We start from the raw sequence: 14,537 nt of genomic DNA, 5'->3' as shown, positions 1-14,537 counted from the left end.
AGTTCGCCGCCTCTCAGTTCTCACCGGAGTAGATCATGGCAAAGGTTCAAACCGCGCAGGCACGCGCGCTCGCAACGAACGTCGGGCTCGGCATCAAATGCGGTCAGCTCGTGACGGGGCCCGATACGGTCATCAAGGCGCTCGCCGCTGCGGGTGTGGTGGATAACCACGACGATGCGGTCGCATACGCAACGAAGCAGGGTGCCGAGCAGGTGACGCTCGCGGACCCGGATGCTGCCGCGGAAGTCGCCGCTGCTGTGTCCGAGTCGAAGCAGGCCGACGGCGCGCCGACCGATCCGGCGGCGCAGTAAGCATGGGGATCAGGCTCACTAAGGCTCCCGCCGAAGAGCCGGTCACGCTCGACGAGGCGAAGCTGCACCTGCGCGTCATCGACTCCAGCGAGGACACGCTGATCTCGATGCTGATCACCGCGGCGCGCATCCATGCGGAGAACGTCTGCCGGCGCGTGTTCGTCACGCAAAAGTGGGACCTGTTCCTCGACGCGTTTCCGTTCTACACGTACTACGGCGTGATCCCTGGCTACGTGCCGGTCGATCAGTTGCCGTCGGCGTGGATGACGATGCGCAACTACTCGGTTCGCTTTCGCGGCAGCAAGATCGAGATCCCGTTTCCGCGCCTGCAGTCGGTCGATGCGGTGCAGTACACCGACGCGCTCGGCAATCAGCAGACGCTCGATCCGTCGCTCTACGTGGTCGACAACGTGAGCGAGCCGGGCGTGCTCACGCCGAAGACTGGCACGTACTGGCCCGACACGCTGAACACCACGAACGCCGTGCAGATCAGTTTCACGGCGGGCTACGGTGAGGCTGCCGACGTGCCGGCGGGCATCAAGTCGTGGATTCTCATCCGGCTTGCGACGCTCTATGAGAACCGCGAAGAGGTAGCGGTGCTGGGTCGCGGACAGGTTCATGACCTTCCGTATGTCGACCAGTTGCTCGATCCGTACCGGGTCATGGGGTATGCCTAATGCGGTCTGGAGACTTCAATCGGCGCATCACGATCCAGGCGAAGCAGGACGGTGAGGACGAACTCGGGCAGCCGCTGACCACGTGGGTTGACGTCGCCGTCGGCGTCCCGGCAAACCTGCTCGCCACGACCGGCAAGGAATATGTCGCCTCGAGCGAAGAGGTGAGCGAAGCCCCGGTCAGCATGCGCATTCGCTGGCGCACCGACGTCACGGCGGCCATGCGTGTGCTTTACGACGGTGCGGTCTTCAATATCGAGGCAGTGCTGCCGGACTACGCCAGCCGCCGATTCGTCGACCTGGCGTGCAGTGTGGGGGCGAACAATGGCTAATTCAGCCGAAGCGATCGTCTATGGCGCGATCAAGGGGCTGGTTGGCGGTCGCTGCTTTCCGGACGTCGCGCCTGCCGGTACGGTGCGGCCATATGCGACATACCAGGCAGTCGGCGGCCAGTCGCCGAACTATCTTTCGAACAGCGTCGCGCTGCAGAACGCGCGTATGCAGGTCAACGTGTGGGCGGACTCGCGCGCCTCGGCGGTTGCCACTATGCAGAGCGTGATCGCAGCACTATCTGGCGATCCGGTGAAGGCGACAACGATTGGCGCGCCGGTCAGCAATTACGAGACCGACACGAAGCTGTTCGGTTCGCGCGAAGATTTCTCGATCTGGTTCACGCCATAACCGTTTGCGTTTCACTTTCAACCGTGTGCCCGCCCTGAGCGGGCTTCTTTATTTGAGGGGTTTGATATGACGTCGACTGCGATTTCCGCTCAGGGCTCGAAGCTGGAAGTTTCCGGCGGCTCGGGCGCCGCAAAGAACATCACCGGGCTTGCACTCGGATTTCCAACGATTTTGAAGGCCATCGCTCACGGCATGGCCAACGGCGACATCGTGTCGTTCGCCGCGCTTACCGGCAACACCACGCTGAACGGCGTGACCGCTGTCGTGAAGAACGTCACGGCGGACACGTTTGCTGTCGAGGTCGATACGACCGGCGGCACCGCTTACGTCAACGGCGGCACGGCGACACCCGCGCAATGGACGTCGATCGCCAACCTGAAGACATTCAAGGGCTTCGACGGCCAGGCAAATGAAATCGACAAGACGAACCTGTCGAGCACCGCGAAGGAATACATGCTCGGCTTGCAGGACTTCGGGCACTTCACCTTCGACGTCGACAAGGATTTCGCGGATCCGGGGCAACTCGCATGCAGCGCGGCGAAGCGCGCGGGCACCCTCAAGAACTTCCGTCTGACGCTGCCGAACGGCACGACCGCGACGTGGGCCGCCTACGTCAAGAACGACCCGCTCGACGGTGGCGTCGATCAGCTGCTCGCCACGACCGGCGTTTCGCTTCGCATCAGTGGCGACGTCACGTTCGCGTAACGCGAGCCGGGCAGCGACCCTCCAACAGATCAAGGATAGAACGTGCAGATCTTCTCGAAGGAAACCAAGGCGGCTATTCTCGCCGCCGCTCGCCTCAAGACCGAGAGCGTGCCCGTGCCCGAATGGGGCGACGGCGTTGTCGTGATCGTCACCGAAATGTCGGGCGTCGCGCGCGACGCGTATTACGCCAAGCACAAGGGCGAGAAGGACGTGCCGATCAGCATCGTGCAGGCAGACCTGCTGATTTCGACGGTCGTCGATGAATCGGGCGCTACGGTGTTCGACGAAAGCGACGTCGAGACGCTGCGTGCCCAGGGTAGCGCGGCGCTCGATCGCGTCGCCGACGCTGCGATGCGTCTCAACGGCATGCGCCAGAATGCTGTGGAGGAAGCCGCAAAAAACTCCGCAGCCGCCCCGAGCGGCGATTCTGGCTCCAGCTCTCCTGCGACTTCGGAATCCCAGTAAGAGAGCTGCAGGACCGCGTCACGAGTTCGGAGTTCGTCGAGTACATGGCGCTCTACGAAATCGACGGGCGCGGTCCGCACTATGACGATTTGCGCGCCGGCGCGATCGCGTCAGTGATCGCCAACGTGCACCGCAATACGAAAGTGCGAGACAAGCCGTTCAGCCCGTTGGACTTTATGTCGTGGAACGAGCACTCGCAAGCTGGCGCGGCTGCGCCTGCACCGGTGCTGCTCGACGATCCTGAAGCCCAATCGAAGCTCATGCTCACGATGCTGTTTCCGAACAAGGTGGCCTGATGGCGTTCAAGCTGGCGATCGACAATCCGGATTGCTTGACCGGCGCGATAGAAGCGCTCACGCAGGTCGCGAGCGAGTCTGTATTGCGGCAGGCGACCGTTGCTGGCGCGCGCGTGATCTTCGAAGAGGTGAAGCTGCGCACGCCAGTTGGCATCGCCTCGTGGGAGAGCCGGGACGGCAAGCAAAAGCGCAATCCCGGCTTCCTGCGCGACAACATTCTGCTGGCGTTCGACAAAGAGCGCTCTGCGGAGGGCATTCGCGCGACCTATCTCGTGACGTGGAGCAAAGAGGCGTTCTATGGGCGCTGGGTTGAGTACGGCAACTCGAAGATGGCCGCGCAAGCTTTTTTGCGACCAGCCTACGAGGCGACGCGCGAGGCGGCCGCACAGAAGTTCAGCGATGTGATTGACGAGAAGGTGAGGGAGTTGACGAGTGTCCAATGAAACCGTCGTACGATTGACCGGTGACGCCTCGGGCTATGTGTCCGAGATGGACCGGGCGCGCAAGAGCGCTGCCGATTTCGTGACGAGCCAGGACACGCTTCGCCAGCGCCTCACGAACTCAGCCAGTGCGATCGACGCATCGCGTAAAGCGCTCCAGGATCAAGGGCAGGCCGCAGTCGACGCGTTCAATAAGTCGGCACGCTCTGCGGAAACGTGGCTCACGTCGCTTCAGAAGCAGGCCGATCAGGCTGGCAAATCCCGCGCGCAATTGATGGAGCTGCGTGCTGCAGAGCTGGGCGTATCCGACGCGGCGCAGCCCTATATCGACAAGATCAAAGCCGCAGAGGCCGCGCTGAATAGCGGCGGGCACGCTGCGCACGGCTTCAACGTTGAAACAGCAGCAGCGCGCCGGGAATTGCTGGTGCTGGCGCACGAGGCCTCGCAAGGTAGCTGGAAAAATTTCGGCGGTTCGCTTCTCGTGCTCGGTGAGCGCACCGACGCGCTCAGCGCCGCGTTGAGCGCCGCAGGTCTGTCGGTCGGGCTGGTTCTCGCCGGATTTGCCGCGCTCGGCTATGCCGCCGTGAAGGGAGCCGAGGACGTCAAGCGCTTCAATGCTGCGTTGGTGCTGACCAGCAACTATGCTGGACTGACGCGCGATGCGCTCGACCAGATGGCTGCGCGGGTATCCGATTCGTCGGGCGCCTCGCTGAGCAAGTCGACAGACGTCTTGCTAGGGCTCGCGAGCAGCGGCAAATACACGTCGCAAGAGATGAGCGGGCTCGCCGACGTGATCGTGCGCACAGCGCAGATTTCTGGCCAAGCGCTCGAAGACGTGAGCAAGGAATATGCAAAGCTCGCGGACGATCCGGTGAAGTGGGCCACCGAGCACAATGCGTCGATGCATTTCATGGACGTCGCGACGTACGAGCATATTCGAGCGTTGCAGGAGGCTGGCGACAAGCATCAGGCGATTCAGGCGGTAATTGAGGCGACGGCAGCGCAGGTCGAGCAGTCGTCGCAAACGCACCTGTCAGCAGCCGCGCAAGCGTGGCGCAGCCTATCGCAGGAAATTGACACGTTCTGGGCAAAGCTGAAGCAGGGGGCCAGCTCTGGGCCCAGCCTGCAGGATCAGATCGATACGCTGTCGCGTGAGCGCGAAGAGATCTCCAGCGCCCCGATGCTTCCATTCGGCACGAGCCGAGAAGACGTCGCGGGCCGCATTGCTGAGATAAATCGGCAAATCGAGGCCCTCGGCGCCAAGCAAAAGGCCGAGAACGACGCGGCAGATGCAGCAGGAAAGGCAGCGCAGCAACAGCAAGCGGCAATCGACGCTGAAACCCGCATCGACAAGATGCGCGATCAGATCATGTCGAATACGCAGAAGCGGCAGAAGGAACTAATGCAGCTCGCCGCGGATCGCGCGTCGATCCTCGGCGCCGGCGGCAAGTTTTCGGACACCGACTATGCCAGCATGGTCGCTGACATCAACGACAAATATAAGGATCCGAAGGAGGCCAAGCCGAAGGCCTATGCGGACGATGCGGCAACGCGGTTCCTGCAGCAGCTTCGCGATCAGTCTGCCGAGTTGCAGTCTCAGCTTTCGACGACGGAAAAGCTGACGAACTCCCAAAAGGAGCTTGCCAAGTTCAACCAGCAGGTCAACGACTGGCAGGGCAAGACGCTTACGGCGGACCAGAAGAGCCTGTTGGCGTATCAGGACCAGATCCGCGCGCAGTTGCAGACGAACGTCGAGCTTGAGAAGGAGGTTGCGCATCGTCAGGATGTGCAGAAGCTGCTCGAGCGCTCGCAGCAGATCAGCGCATCGATCGCGAGCTACCAGACGGGCCAAACGGAGCAATACACGCGCCAGCTCGACGCGTTCGGTATCGGCTCCGATGCGGTAAAGAATGCGCAGGCAGTCAAGTCGATCTATGCGGAGTACCAGCACCTTCAGGAGCAGCTCGATAAGGCAACGCCGAAGGATCTGATCGGCGGCGATGAGTACCAGAAGGCGACGGCGAACATAAAGGCCGGGCTTGTTCAGTCGCTGAAGGACTACGACGCCTATTACGATGCCTTGAAGGCGAAGCAGGGCGACTGGGTCAACGGCTTCACTGCGGGCGTGGCGAACTACCTCGATTCTGCTCACAACATGGCGGCGCAGACCGAAACGGCGTTCACCGACGTGATGAAGGGCATGGAGGATTCACTCACCTCATTTGTGACGACTGGCAAGTTCAACTTCGGCAGCTTCGCGACGAGCATCATCGCCGACATTGCACGTATTCAGGCGCGCGCCGCGATCTCCGGGCTGCTTGGAACGGCGATCAGCTCCCTTGGGAGCATGTTCGGCAATACGGGCGCGACGGTCTCCGCGAATGTTTCAGGCACTGGCCTCGACGGTCTGATCAACGCGACGGGCGGATGGGGAACCGTGCCAGCGCGTGCGACTGGCGGCCCTGTCAATGGCGGGTCGGCATACCTCATCGGCGAGAAGGGCCCCGAGCTGTTCGTGCCTGGTGCGTCAGGTGCTGTGGTGCCGAATCATGCGCTGTCGTCAATTGCTGACAGCGGCGGAGGCAGCACGAACCAGTTCAACATCACGCTCGGCGATTCTGGCGGCGGTGGCTGGAGTCAGCAGGACCTCGCGTCACTTCAACAGGTGCTAGGCGGCTGGATGGATCAGCGGATGGACAAGCGGATGAAGGGCCAGGGCGGCTACGCCTGGCAGATCAGGAACCGTAGCGTCTAGCCTGACAGCGTACCGAGATGGCCACCACGCCCCGAGATGTATTCGGGGCGTTTTTTATTGAGTCCATGAATGGCTGACACCTTCAACTGGAACCCGACGACTGCTCAGTCGACGGGGACGGCGACACAGCGCGTGCGCAAGGCGCAATTCGGCGACGGATACACGCAGCGCACGGCGGACGGCATCAATAGCCGGGTGTCGTCGTTTCAGCTTCAATTCGTCGACGACGCGGCGACGATTTCGGCAATTGAGGCGTTCCTCGACGCGCACGCGGGCGCTACAGCCTTCCTGTGGACGCCACCGCTGCGCACGCAGGCTTTGCTTTTCACATGCGAGACGTACACGGAGCCGACGAAAGACGGCCCCGCATACACGATCTCGGCGACATTCGAACAAACCTTTGCACCGTAACGCACCATGACGGCACTTCAAAAAGTAAATCTCGGCACGCCGCCGACGGGCGCTGACGGCGACACCGTTCGGACTGCAAACACGAAGGCGAATGCGAATATCGATGTGCTCAGCACGCAGGCTACGCTGACCAGTTTGTCGCCTAATGCCGTGCGCGACCTCACGGCGGCCGACATGGGGAAGCGCATCAACTTCACGCCGACGGCTGACGCAACGGTGCATTTTGCGGCTGCAAATACGACGGGCGTGGACCAGATTGTTTCGGTGCACAACCTGTCGCCTACCTACGATATTACGATGTCTGTAGCGGCAAGCAGCGGTGACACGGCGCCGACGATCGCCGTGATAAAGCCCGGCGAGTTACTCACCTACGAGACGGACGGCGTGTCGATATGGCGCACAATTGGCCGAAAAAAAGCACTCGATGAGGTGGTGCAGGGAAAGCTCTCCGTGGTGGGCGCGCTTACTGCCTCAGGTGCTGTCGCTGCCTCGGGCGCGCTTTCTGGGCAGTCGCTCGGCATTGGCGCTGTGGCGTCGATCTCTGCCACCGGAGCATATTCGGGCGCCAGCGCGTCCTACTCCGGTAACGTTACAGTCGGGGGCACGCTCGGCGTTACTGGACAGGCGACATTCACCCTGCGCCCAGTGTTTGGCGCGAATACTCCGTGGGATAGTGGGAATTTCAATCCCTCGACTAAGGCGAATCTTTCGGGCGCGAATGCGTTTGATACACGCCCGACATTTGCCGGAAAAACTCCATGGGATAGCGGAAATCTTCCAAGCCCACAAGCGGCCCTTGGCTACACACCTATCAACAAGGCGGGCGATAGCGGAATTGGAGCGCTGAACGTCAATTCAATAACCACCGCTAACTACATAGTCGGCGGTGGCGGTGTGCTGCTTATGTACGATAACGGCGGCACAGGGTCAATTGGGTTCCGTACAGGTGGCCCGTACAAGTACTTTTCGCTTGACGCAGGCGGCAACGGTACCGCGCTGAACGGTTCGTGGGTAAATGGCTCAGATGCGCGCCTGAAGACCAATATCGAAACTATTGACGACGCGCTTTCCAAGGTGTGTTCGATGCGTGGGGTGTACTACGAAAAAAAGGACGCTCCCGGCGTCCGTTGTGTGGGTGTCATCGCACAGGAAGTCCAGGCGGAATTCCCTGAGGCTGTGCATTCCATAAAAAGTACTAGACCCAACACCGAAGGTCCGGTACAGCCTGTGGAGGATTATTTGGGCGTCTCATACGGAAACCTGGTTGGACCGTTGATTGAGGCGGTCAAAATTCTCACGAGCCGCGTCGAGGAACTTGAAGCAAGGGGGCGCACGTGACGATCTCCGCGGATGTTCAACAGCTCGAGCCCGGCTTTCTCATCGAGCTATTCGAGGTGGACTGCACGGGTATAGGCGGGGATATGCTTCGCTTCCATGGCCACCTGCAATCGACGTCGATCTGGTGGCAGGGAAACGAGTACAAGCCTTGGCCGATTCAGGCATCGGGCTTCAAGAGAACGACGGATTCTCAGCAGCCGACGCCGACGCTCACGGTGGGCGACATCAACGGCACGATCTCGGCACTTTGCGTTTATCTGGCCGATCTAGTAGGCGCGACGGTGCGCCGCCGGCGCACGCTCGCGAAGTACCTCGACGCGGTCAACTTTCCGGACGGCAACCCGACGGCGGATCCGACTGCCGAGATGCCGGCGGAAATCTGGCGCGTGGAGCAAAAGACCAACGAGCAACCCGGCCTGCAGGTCGAATTCACGGTTGCGTCGCCGCTCGACTTCGGCGGCCAGCAGCTCCCAGCTCGCCAGATCGTTAGCATCTGCCAGTGGAAGTATCGAGACGCGAACTGCGGCTATACGGGCACCGCGTGTTTCGACGCGAACGACCAACTAGTGACCGATCCGGCGCTCGACCGCTGCAGCATGAGAACGAGCGGCTGCCAGTGCCGCTTCGGCGCGAACAATCCGCTGCCGTTCGGCGGCTTCCTTAGCGACACTCTTTCCTGAATGAACGAAACGACGAAGGCCGCGATCGCCGCGCACGCGATTGCGGAGTACCCGCGCGAATGCGTCGGGCTGGTGGTGCTCGTCCGGTGCGAGGAAACGTACATGCCGTGCGCGAACTGGGCGGCCACGCCGAGCGAGCAATTCGTTCTGGCTGGCGACGACTATGCGCGTGCCGAAGAGGCGGGCGAGATCCTCGCGCTAGTGCACTCGCATCCGGGCGCGCCAGCGCGTCCGAGCGCTGCCGACCGGGCGATGTGCGAGCAGGGCGGTATTGCGCGCTGGGTGATCGTCTCGCTTGGCGTGCAGGTCGACGGCTCGATCGCTGTCGATGACTGGTGCGAGTTTGGCCCGAGCGGCTATGTCGCGCCGCTCATCGGGCGCGAGTTCGCGCACGGCGTGCACGACTGCTACGCGATCGTGCGCGACTGGTATCGCTTCGAGCTCGGCGTCGAGCTGCCCGACTTCGAGCGTCGCGACGACTGGTGGGACGACGGTCACTCGTCGCTCTACGTCGACAACTATCGGACCGCGGGCTTCGAGGACGTCGGTGCTGACGCCGAGCTGCAGCCCGGCGATGTGCTGCTGATGCAGATCCGAAGCCGCAATGGCGTGCCGAATCACGCGGGTGTCTATCTCGGCGACGGGCAGTTTTTGCACCACATGCACGGTCGCCTTTCCGGCCGCGCCGTGTGGGGCGGCATGTGGGCGCAGTGCCTTCGCACGGTGCTGCGATACAGGGGGAGTGAATGAGCGAGCAACTGCGCACGATCAGGCTGTACGGCGTGCTCGGCGCGCGCTTCGGGCGCGTGCACCGGCTTGCGGTCAAGTCGACGTCGGAGGCGATGCGCGCGCTCGGCGTCGTGCTACCGGGCTTCCGTCAATACATGGCGCGCTCGCGCGAGCAGGGGCTGACCTTCGCCGTGTTCGTCGGCAAGCAGAACCTCACACGTGACGAGCTCGAGTATCCGGTCGGCGCTGATGAAATCCGCGTCGCGCCGGTGCTGCTCGGCAGCAAGCGCGGCGGACTGTTCCAGACCATTTTCGGCGCTGCTCTGGTTGTGGTTGGTGCAGTTGCGTCGGCATATGGCCAGGCATGGGGCGCGCAGCTGATCGGGCTTGGCGTGTCGATGGCACTCGGCGGCGTCGTGCAGATGCTCAGCCCGCAGACGGGCGGCCTCGCTGGCGTCACGGATAACGGCACCTCGTACTACTTCAACGGGCCTGTGAACAGCTCTGCGCAGGGTGAGCCCGTGCCGATCGTGTACGGGCGCATGGTGGTTGGTTCGAAGGTGATCAGTTCTGGCATTTACGCCGAGGATCAAAGCTGATGCGAATTTCAGGTGCAAAGGGCAGCAGTAGCGGCGGCTCGCCGTCGGAGTCGCCGGATAGCCTGCATTCGATCGCCTATGCGAAGGTGCTCGACCTCATCTCGGAAGGGCCGATTGTCGGCTTGGTCAACGGACTGCAATCCGTCTTTCTCGACGGCACACCGATCCAGAATAGCGATGGCTCGACCAACTTCTCGAACTATTCGGTCGACACGCGCGTTGGCACGCAGGATCAGGATTTCCTGAGTGGCTTCCCGTCGGTCGAGAACGAGACGTCAATCGGCGTCGCGCTCACGAGCGACGCGCCCTGGGTGCGCCAGGTCGAGAACACGCAACTCACCGCGGTGCGCATCCGCTTCGGCGTGCCCGCGCTTGAGCAGACGAATACCTCGACGGGCGACGTGACCGGATACCGCATCGAGTATGCGATCGACATTGCGGTAGATGGCGGGTCGTATGCTCAGGTCCTGTCCGGCGCCTTCGACGGCAAGACGACGTCGCTGTACGAGCGCAGCGCGCGCATTGAGCTGCCGGCTGCGACGACGGGATGGCTGGTGCGCGTGCGGCGTCTCACTGCGAACGCGCACAACACCTATATTCAGGACACGGTCAACGTCGAGGCGATCACCGAAATCATCGATCGCAAGCTGCGCTATCCGATGAGCGCTCTCGTCGGCATGCAGTTCGACGCGCAGTCGTTCAGTTCGGTGCCGACGCGCTCGTTCGACGTGAAGGGCCGCATTATCAGCGTGCCGTCGAACTACGATCCGGAGAGGCGCACGTATTCGGGCACGTGGGACGGCACTTTCAAACAGGCGTGGACGAACTGCCCGCCGTGGGTGTTCTACGACCTCGTGCAGAACGATCGATACGGCGCCGGCAAGTTCGTCGACGCGTCCTCGCTCGACAAGTGGTCGCTGTATGAGATCGCGCAATATTGCGACGTCATGGTGTCGGACGGCAAGGGTGGTCAGGAGCCGCGCTTCACGTGTAATTGCGTTATCCAGTCGCAGTCAGATGCATTCAAGGTTCTGCAGGACATTGCCGGCATCTTTCGCGGACAGGCGTACTGGGGCGCAGGCAACGTCGTCGCGACGGCCGATATGCCGTCCGATCCGGTGCACGTGTACACGCAGGCGAACGTCGTTGGCGGCCAGTTTTCATACGTCGGATCTGAGCGCAAGTCGCGCTACACGGTCGCGCAGGTGAGCTGGAACGACCCGGCAAACCAGTATCGGCAAGCCGTCGAATATGTGCCTGACGACGACGGTCTCGCGCGCTACGGCGTCGTCAAGGCGCAGATCACAGCCTTCGGGACGACGTCGCAGGCGCAGGCGCATCGCCTTGGCCTCTGGACGTTGCTCACGAGCCGCTTTGAGACGAACACCGTGTCGTTTCAGGTCGGTCTCGACGGCACGCTGTGCACGCCAGGGGAAGTGATCGCTGTCGCCGATTCGAACAAGGCGGGACGCCGTATCGGTGGCCGCATCCGCTCGATGAGCGGCCGCACGGTTGTGCTCGACAAGGCGCCGACGGCGGCGGCCGGCGACACGCTGACGGTCATCATGCCAGACGGCATAGCGCAGGCGCGCAGCGTGCAGTCTGTGAACGGCGATACGTTCACGATGACGGCGGCGTTCGACGAGGATGCTGTGCCGGGTGCCGTGTGGATGCTGGAGAGCTCTGACCTCGTGTCGCAGCTTTTCCGAGTGACGGGCGTCGAAGAGGTCGACGACAACGGCCAGATCACCTACACGATCAGCGCAGCCCAGCACGAGCCGGGGAAGTACGCGGCGATCGACAACGGCGCGCAGATCCAGCAGCGTCCGACGACGGTCATTCCGCCGTCGGCGCAAGTGCCGCCGGCGAACGTGCGCATCTCGACGTATTCGTTCACCGATCAGGGTATCGCCAAGACGAACATGGTGATCGCATGGGATGCTGCCGACAAGGCGGTGAGCTACATCCCTGAATGGCAGAAGGACAACGGCGAGTGGGTGGCGGCTAACCAGACGGGCGGCCTGCAAGTCGAGGTGTCGGGCATCTACCAGGGCGACTACATCGCCCGCGTGCGTGCGCGGAATGCGTTGGGCGTGACGTCTATCCCGGCGTACAGCGTCCAGACGGCACTCACGGGCAAGACGAGCCCGCCGCCGGCGGTGACATCGCTAACGACGACGACGCAGGTTTTTGCGATCCAGCTCGATTGGACGTTTCCAGCGAATGGGTCGGCCAACGATACGCAACGCACCGAGATCTGGTACAGCAAGACGCCCGCACGCAGCGACGCCGTGAAGCTGTCCGATTACGCGTATCCGCAGGCGCGCGCGAACTTGATGGGACTTGCCGCGGGGCAGTCGTTCTACTTCTGGGCGCGCCTGATCGATACGTCGGGCAACATCGGGCCGTGGTATCCAGACGGTGCGGGCGTGAACGGGCAGAGCAGCAGCGACGCGGACGAGATCCTGTCGTACCTCACTGGCCAGATCACTAGGACGCAGCTCGCGCCCGAAGTACTCGGTCCGATCGACGAGATTCCCGGCCTGCAGCAGGACGTAGAAGCGACCGCCGCGGCGATCACGAACGAGCAGCAGGCGCGCATCGATGGCGATACGGCGCTTTCTACGCGGCTCGACCAGGTGAGCGCGCAGGTGCTCATACCGGATATGGCCGGCGACGATGGAGGCTATGCAGGCTCGACTCAGGTGTACGCGGGCGTCTGGTCTGAGCAGTCGGCGCGCGCGGCGGCCGATGTGGCGCTAGCGCAGGACATCCAGACGACCACGGCGCAAATGACGTCGACTAGCGCGACGCTTCTCGCTGCGGTGCAGACGGAAACGCAAGCGCGGACGGATGCGGATAGCGCACAAGCCCGGCAGATTACGACCGTGCAAGCGCAAGCCAATGACAACGCGGCAGCGGTGCAAACTGTTGCGCAGTCGTACGCGAACCTCAACGGCCAGTTGTCGGCGTCGTACACGATCAAAACGCAGATCACGACGGGCGGCCGCACGTACGTTGCCGGGATCGGCATCGGCATTGACAACAGCAGTGGCGTCGTCGAGTCGCAGGTGCTCGTCGCGGCGCAGCGCTTCGCGATCCTCGACAACACCGGGTCGGCAGTGTCGTCGCCGTTCATCGTGCAGGGCGGTCAGGTGTTCATCAGCCAGGCCTTCATTGGCACGGGCTGGATCCAGAACGCCATGATCGGCGACGTGATCCAGTCGACGGCCGTTGGTGCGAACGGGCAACCGCGCTGGAAGCTCGACAAGAACGGCACGCTGACGCTGAACGGCGCGAACGGTGGGAATGGCTATATGACACTGAACGATTCCACGTTGCAGGTCTACGACAACAACGGCACGCTGCGCGTGCGCCTGGGGCTCTGGTAATGGCTGCTGGTCTTCAAATCTTCGACGCGAACGGCAACATCGTTCTCGATGCGACCTATCGCGTGATGCGCATTATCGGCGCACAAAACCTAAGCCTTGGGCAGGCAGGGAGTGTGACGGACGATCGGTTCTTGCAAGGCGGCTGGGCTTCGTTTCAGCCGTCTGTAATGACCGGTCAAGGCTATCTGTCAGGTGGGGTGATCGCGCCGCGCTTTTCCATCTCGGGCAATGTGCTCTCCTGGTCGTATGCGGCGAAGAACAACAGCACATATGACATTTACCAAGATGGCATCTTGTTTTATGGAGCATCTTGATGACGGCCGGATTTCAGGCATGGACCGATAGTGGTCTTGTGCAGATAGATGGCGTGACACAGAACTACGCCCTGCGTCAGTCGTTCAACGTGACAACGGGGGCCGGCAGCCTGAACGCAGGGAAGTCGAACGCTGGCACGCAGTACACGTTCACGGCAAACGTGGCGACGTTCACGTTCTCAGCGAACCAGCCGCTCATCGCGCTCTATAGTCCGAGCGCCTACGTGACGATCCTCCAGTGCATCAACAGCAATGGGACGTGGACTGTTCAGATATGGTCGAACACGGCAACAACGGTAACGGTGTATGTGTTTGATCAGTCGCTTGCCGCTGCTCCGTCGGGCGCGGGCTACGGCCTTCAGGTATTTGATGCAGGCGGAAGGCTGGTCGCCGATGGGCGCCAACGCTTGGCCCGCATTCTTGACACGCAGAGCGGCAACATCCAGGGCGCCGGCCCAGGGTGGGGGCAATTCAATCAGGTCGACACTCGCACTTACTCATGGTCCTACACCGGGGTGAGCAAGGTCGGCGTGGCCGCCATCGGCACGGCTTGGGTGTCGTCACCAACCGGCGGCAATAACAACGGCTGGTACGACATCAGCGGTCTGCAGACATCCGGCAATACCGTCAATTTCTTGTGGCAGTACTACTCCGTCGGGAACACCTCGCATCCCGGCAACAACAATTGTTTTGGATCGCAGTATGACTGGCGGTTCATGGCGGTCGATCTGAGCAACATCTAACTGG

Annotated in this window: 17 protein-coding genes; all 17 read left to right on the top strand. The window is 62.1% G+C overall.

What is annotated here, in order from left to right:
- Window positions 1-35 precede the first annotated feature (35 nt).
- The 17 genes from M3I53_RS01100 to M3I53_RS01020 all read left to right on the top strand — a co-directional run bounded on the left by M3I53_RS01100 (window position 36) and on the right by M3I53_RS01020 (window position 14,533).
- Entirely contained in the window at window positions 36-311 is a 276-nt protein-coding gene (locus M3I53_RS01100; protein WP_254314142.1) for a hypothetical protein, read from the top strand.
- A gap of 2 nt (window positions 312-313) precedes the next feature.
- On the top strand, window positions 314-988 hold the full coding sequence (locus M3I53_RS01095) for a head-tail connector protein (RefSeq protein ID WP_254314141.1): 675 nt from the start codon (window positions 314-316) through the stop codon (window positions 986-988).
- A complete protein-coding gene (locus M3I53_RS01090) occupies window positions 988-1,317 on the top strand; it encodes a phage head closure protein (RefSeq protein ID WP_254314140.1) in 330 nt (109 codons plus the stop codon). Before M3I53_RS01095 ends, M3I53_RS01090 begins: the two co-directional genes overlap by 1 nt.
- The gene (locus tag M3I53_RS01085; RefSeq protein WP_254314139.1) at window positions 1,310-1,666 is read left to right on the top strand and encodes a DUF3168 domain-containing protein; all 357 of its coding nucleotides are present in this window, start codon (window positions 1,310-1,312) and stop codon (window positions 1,664-1,666) included. The genes M3I53_RS01090 and M3I53_RS01085 overlap by 8 nt, the downstream gene beginning before the upstream one ends.
- A 66-nt stretch (window positions 1,667-1,732) precedes the next feature.
- Window positions 1,733-2,371: a phage tail protein gene (locus tag M3I53_RS01080; RefSeq protein WP_254314138.1), complete on the top strand. Its 639-nt coding sequence runs from the start codon at window positions 1,733-1,735 to the stop codon at window positions 2,369-2,371.
- Window positions 2,372-2,413: 42 nt separating this feature from the next.
- Window positions 2,414-2,836 carry a phage tail assembly chaperone gene (locus tag M3I53_RS01075; protein ID WP_254314137.1) on the top strand — a complete coding sequence of 141 codons (423 nt, stop codon included), beginning with the start codon at window positions 2,414-2,416 and terminating at the stop codon, window positions 2,834-2,836.
- Between the two features lie 44 nt (window positions 2,837-2,880).
- The gene (locus tag M3I53_RS01070) at window positions 2,881-3,132 is read left to right on the top strand and encodes a hypothetical protein (protein WP_254314136.1); all 252 of its coding nucleotides are present in this window, start codon (window positions 2,881-2,883) and stop codon (window positions 3,130-3,132) included.
- Window positions 3,132-3,575, top strand: coding sequence for an HK97-gp10 family putative phage morphogenesis protein (locus M3I53_RS01065; RefSeq protein ID WP_254314135.1), 444 nt, complete (start codon window positions 3,132-3,134; stop codon window positions 3,573-3,575). The genes M3I53_RS01070 and M3I53_RS01065 overlap by 1 nt, the downstream gene beginning before the upstream one ends.
- The gene (locus M3I53_RS01060; RefSeq protein WP_254314134.1) at window positions 3,565-6,327 is read left to right on the top strand and encodes a phage tail tape measure protein; all 2,763 of its coding nucleotides are present in this window, start codon (window positions 3,565-3,567) and stop codon (window positions 6,325-6,327) included. The genes M3I53_RS01065 and M3I53_RS01060 overlap by 11 nt, the downstream gene beginning before the upstream one ends.
- 69 nt (window positions 6,328-6,396) lie before the next feature.
- The gene (locus M3I53_RS01055; protein ID WP_254314133.1) at window positions 6,397-6,738 is read left to right on the top strand and encodes a phage tail protein; all 342 of its coding nucleotides are present in this window, start codon (window positions 6,397-6,399) and stop codon (window positions 6,736-6,738) included.
- Window positions 6,739-6,744: 6 nt separating this feature from the next.
- Entirely contained in the window at window positions 6,745-8,076 is a 1,332-nt protein-coding gene (locus M3I53_RS38375; RefSeq protein ID WP_254314132.1) for a tail fiber domain-containing protein, read from the top strand.
- Window positions 8,073-8,756 carry a phage minor tail protein L gene (locus tag M3I53_RS01045; RefSeq protein ID WP_254314131.1) on the top strand — a complete coding sequence of 228 codons (684 nt, stop codon included), beginning with the start codon at window positions 8,073-8,075 and terminating at the stop codon, window positions 8,754-8,756. Before M3I53_RS38375 ends, M3I53_RS01045 begins: the two co-directional genes overlap by 4 nt.
- The gene (locus M3I53_RS01040) at window positions 8,757-9,506 is read left to right on the top strand and encodes a C40 family peptidase (RefSeq protein WP_254314130.1); all 750 of its coding nucleotides are present in this window, start codon (window positions 8,757-8,759) and stop codon (window positions 9,504-9,506) included.
- Entirely contained in the window at window positions 9,503-10,084 is a 582-nt protein-coding gene (locus M3I53_RS01035) for a tail assembly protein (protein WP_254314129.1), read from the top strand. Before M3I53_RS01040 ends, M3I53_RS01035 begins: the two co-directional genes overlap by 4 nt.
- Window positions 10,084-13,476, top strand: a complete 3,393-nt coding sequence (locus M3I53_RS01030) for a host specificity protein J (RefSeq protein WP_254314128.1) — start codon at window positions 10,084-10,086, stop codon at window positions 13,474-13,476. The genes M3I53_RS01035 and M3I53_RS01030 overlap by 1 nt, the downstream gene beginning before the upstream one ends.
- Window positions 13,476-13,790: a hypothetical protein gene (locus tag M3I53_RS01025; protein WP_254314127.1), complete on the top strand. Its 315-nt coding sequence runs from the start codon at window positions 13,476-13,478 to the stop codon at window positions 13,788-13,790. The genes M3I53_RS01030 and M3I53_RS01025 overlap by 1 nt, the downstream gene beginning before the upstream one ends.
- The gene (locus M3I53_RS01020) at window positions 13,790-14,533 is read left to right on the top strand and encodes a hypothetical protein (protein WP_254314126.1); all 744 of its coding nucleotides are present in this window, start codon (window positions 13,790-13,792) and stop codon (window positions 14,531-14,533) included. Before M3I53_RS01025 ends, M3I53_RS01020 begins: the two co-directional genes overlap by 1 nt.
- The last annotated feature ends 4 nt before the right edge of the window (window positions 14,534-14,537 follow it).

It is taken from the genome of Paraburkholderia sp. CNPSo 3272 (assembly GCF_024206495.1).
Taxonomy (GTDB): Bacteria; Pseudomonadota; Gammaproteobacteria; order Burkholderiales; family Burkholderiaceae; genus Paraburkholderia.
Note: the sequence above shows the minus strand (reverse complement) of the source record. Positions and strands in the feature narration are given on the sequence as shown.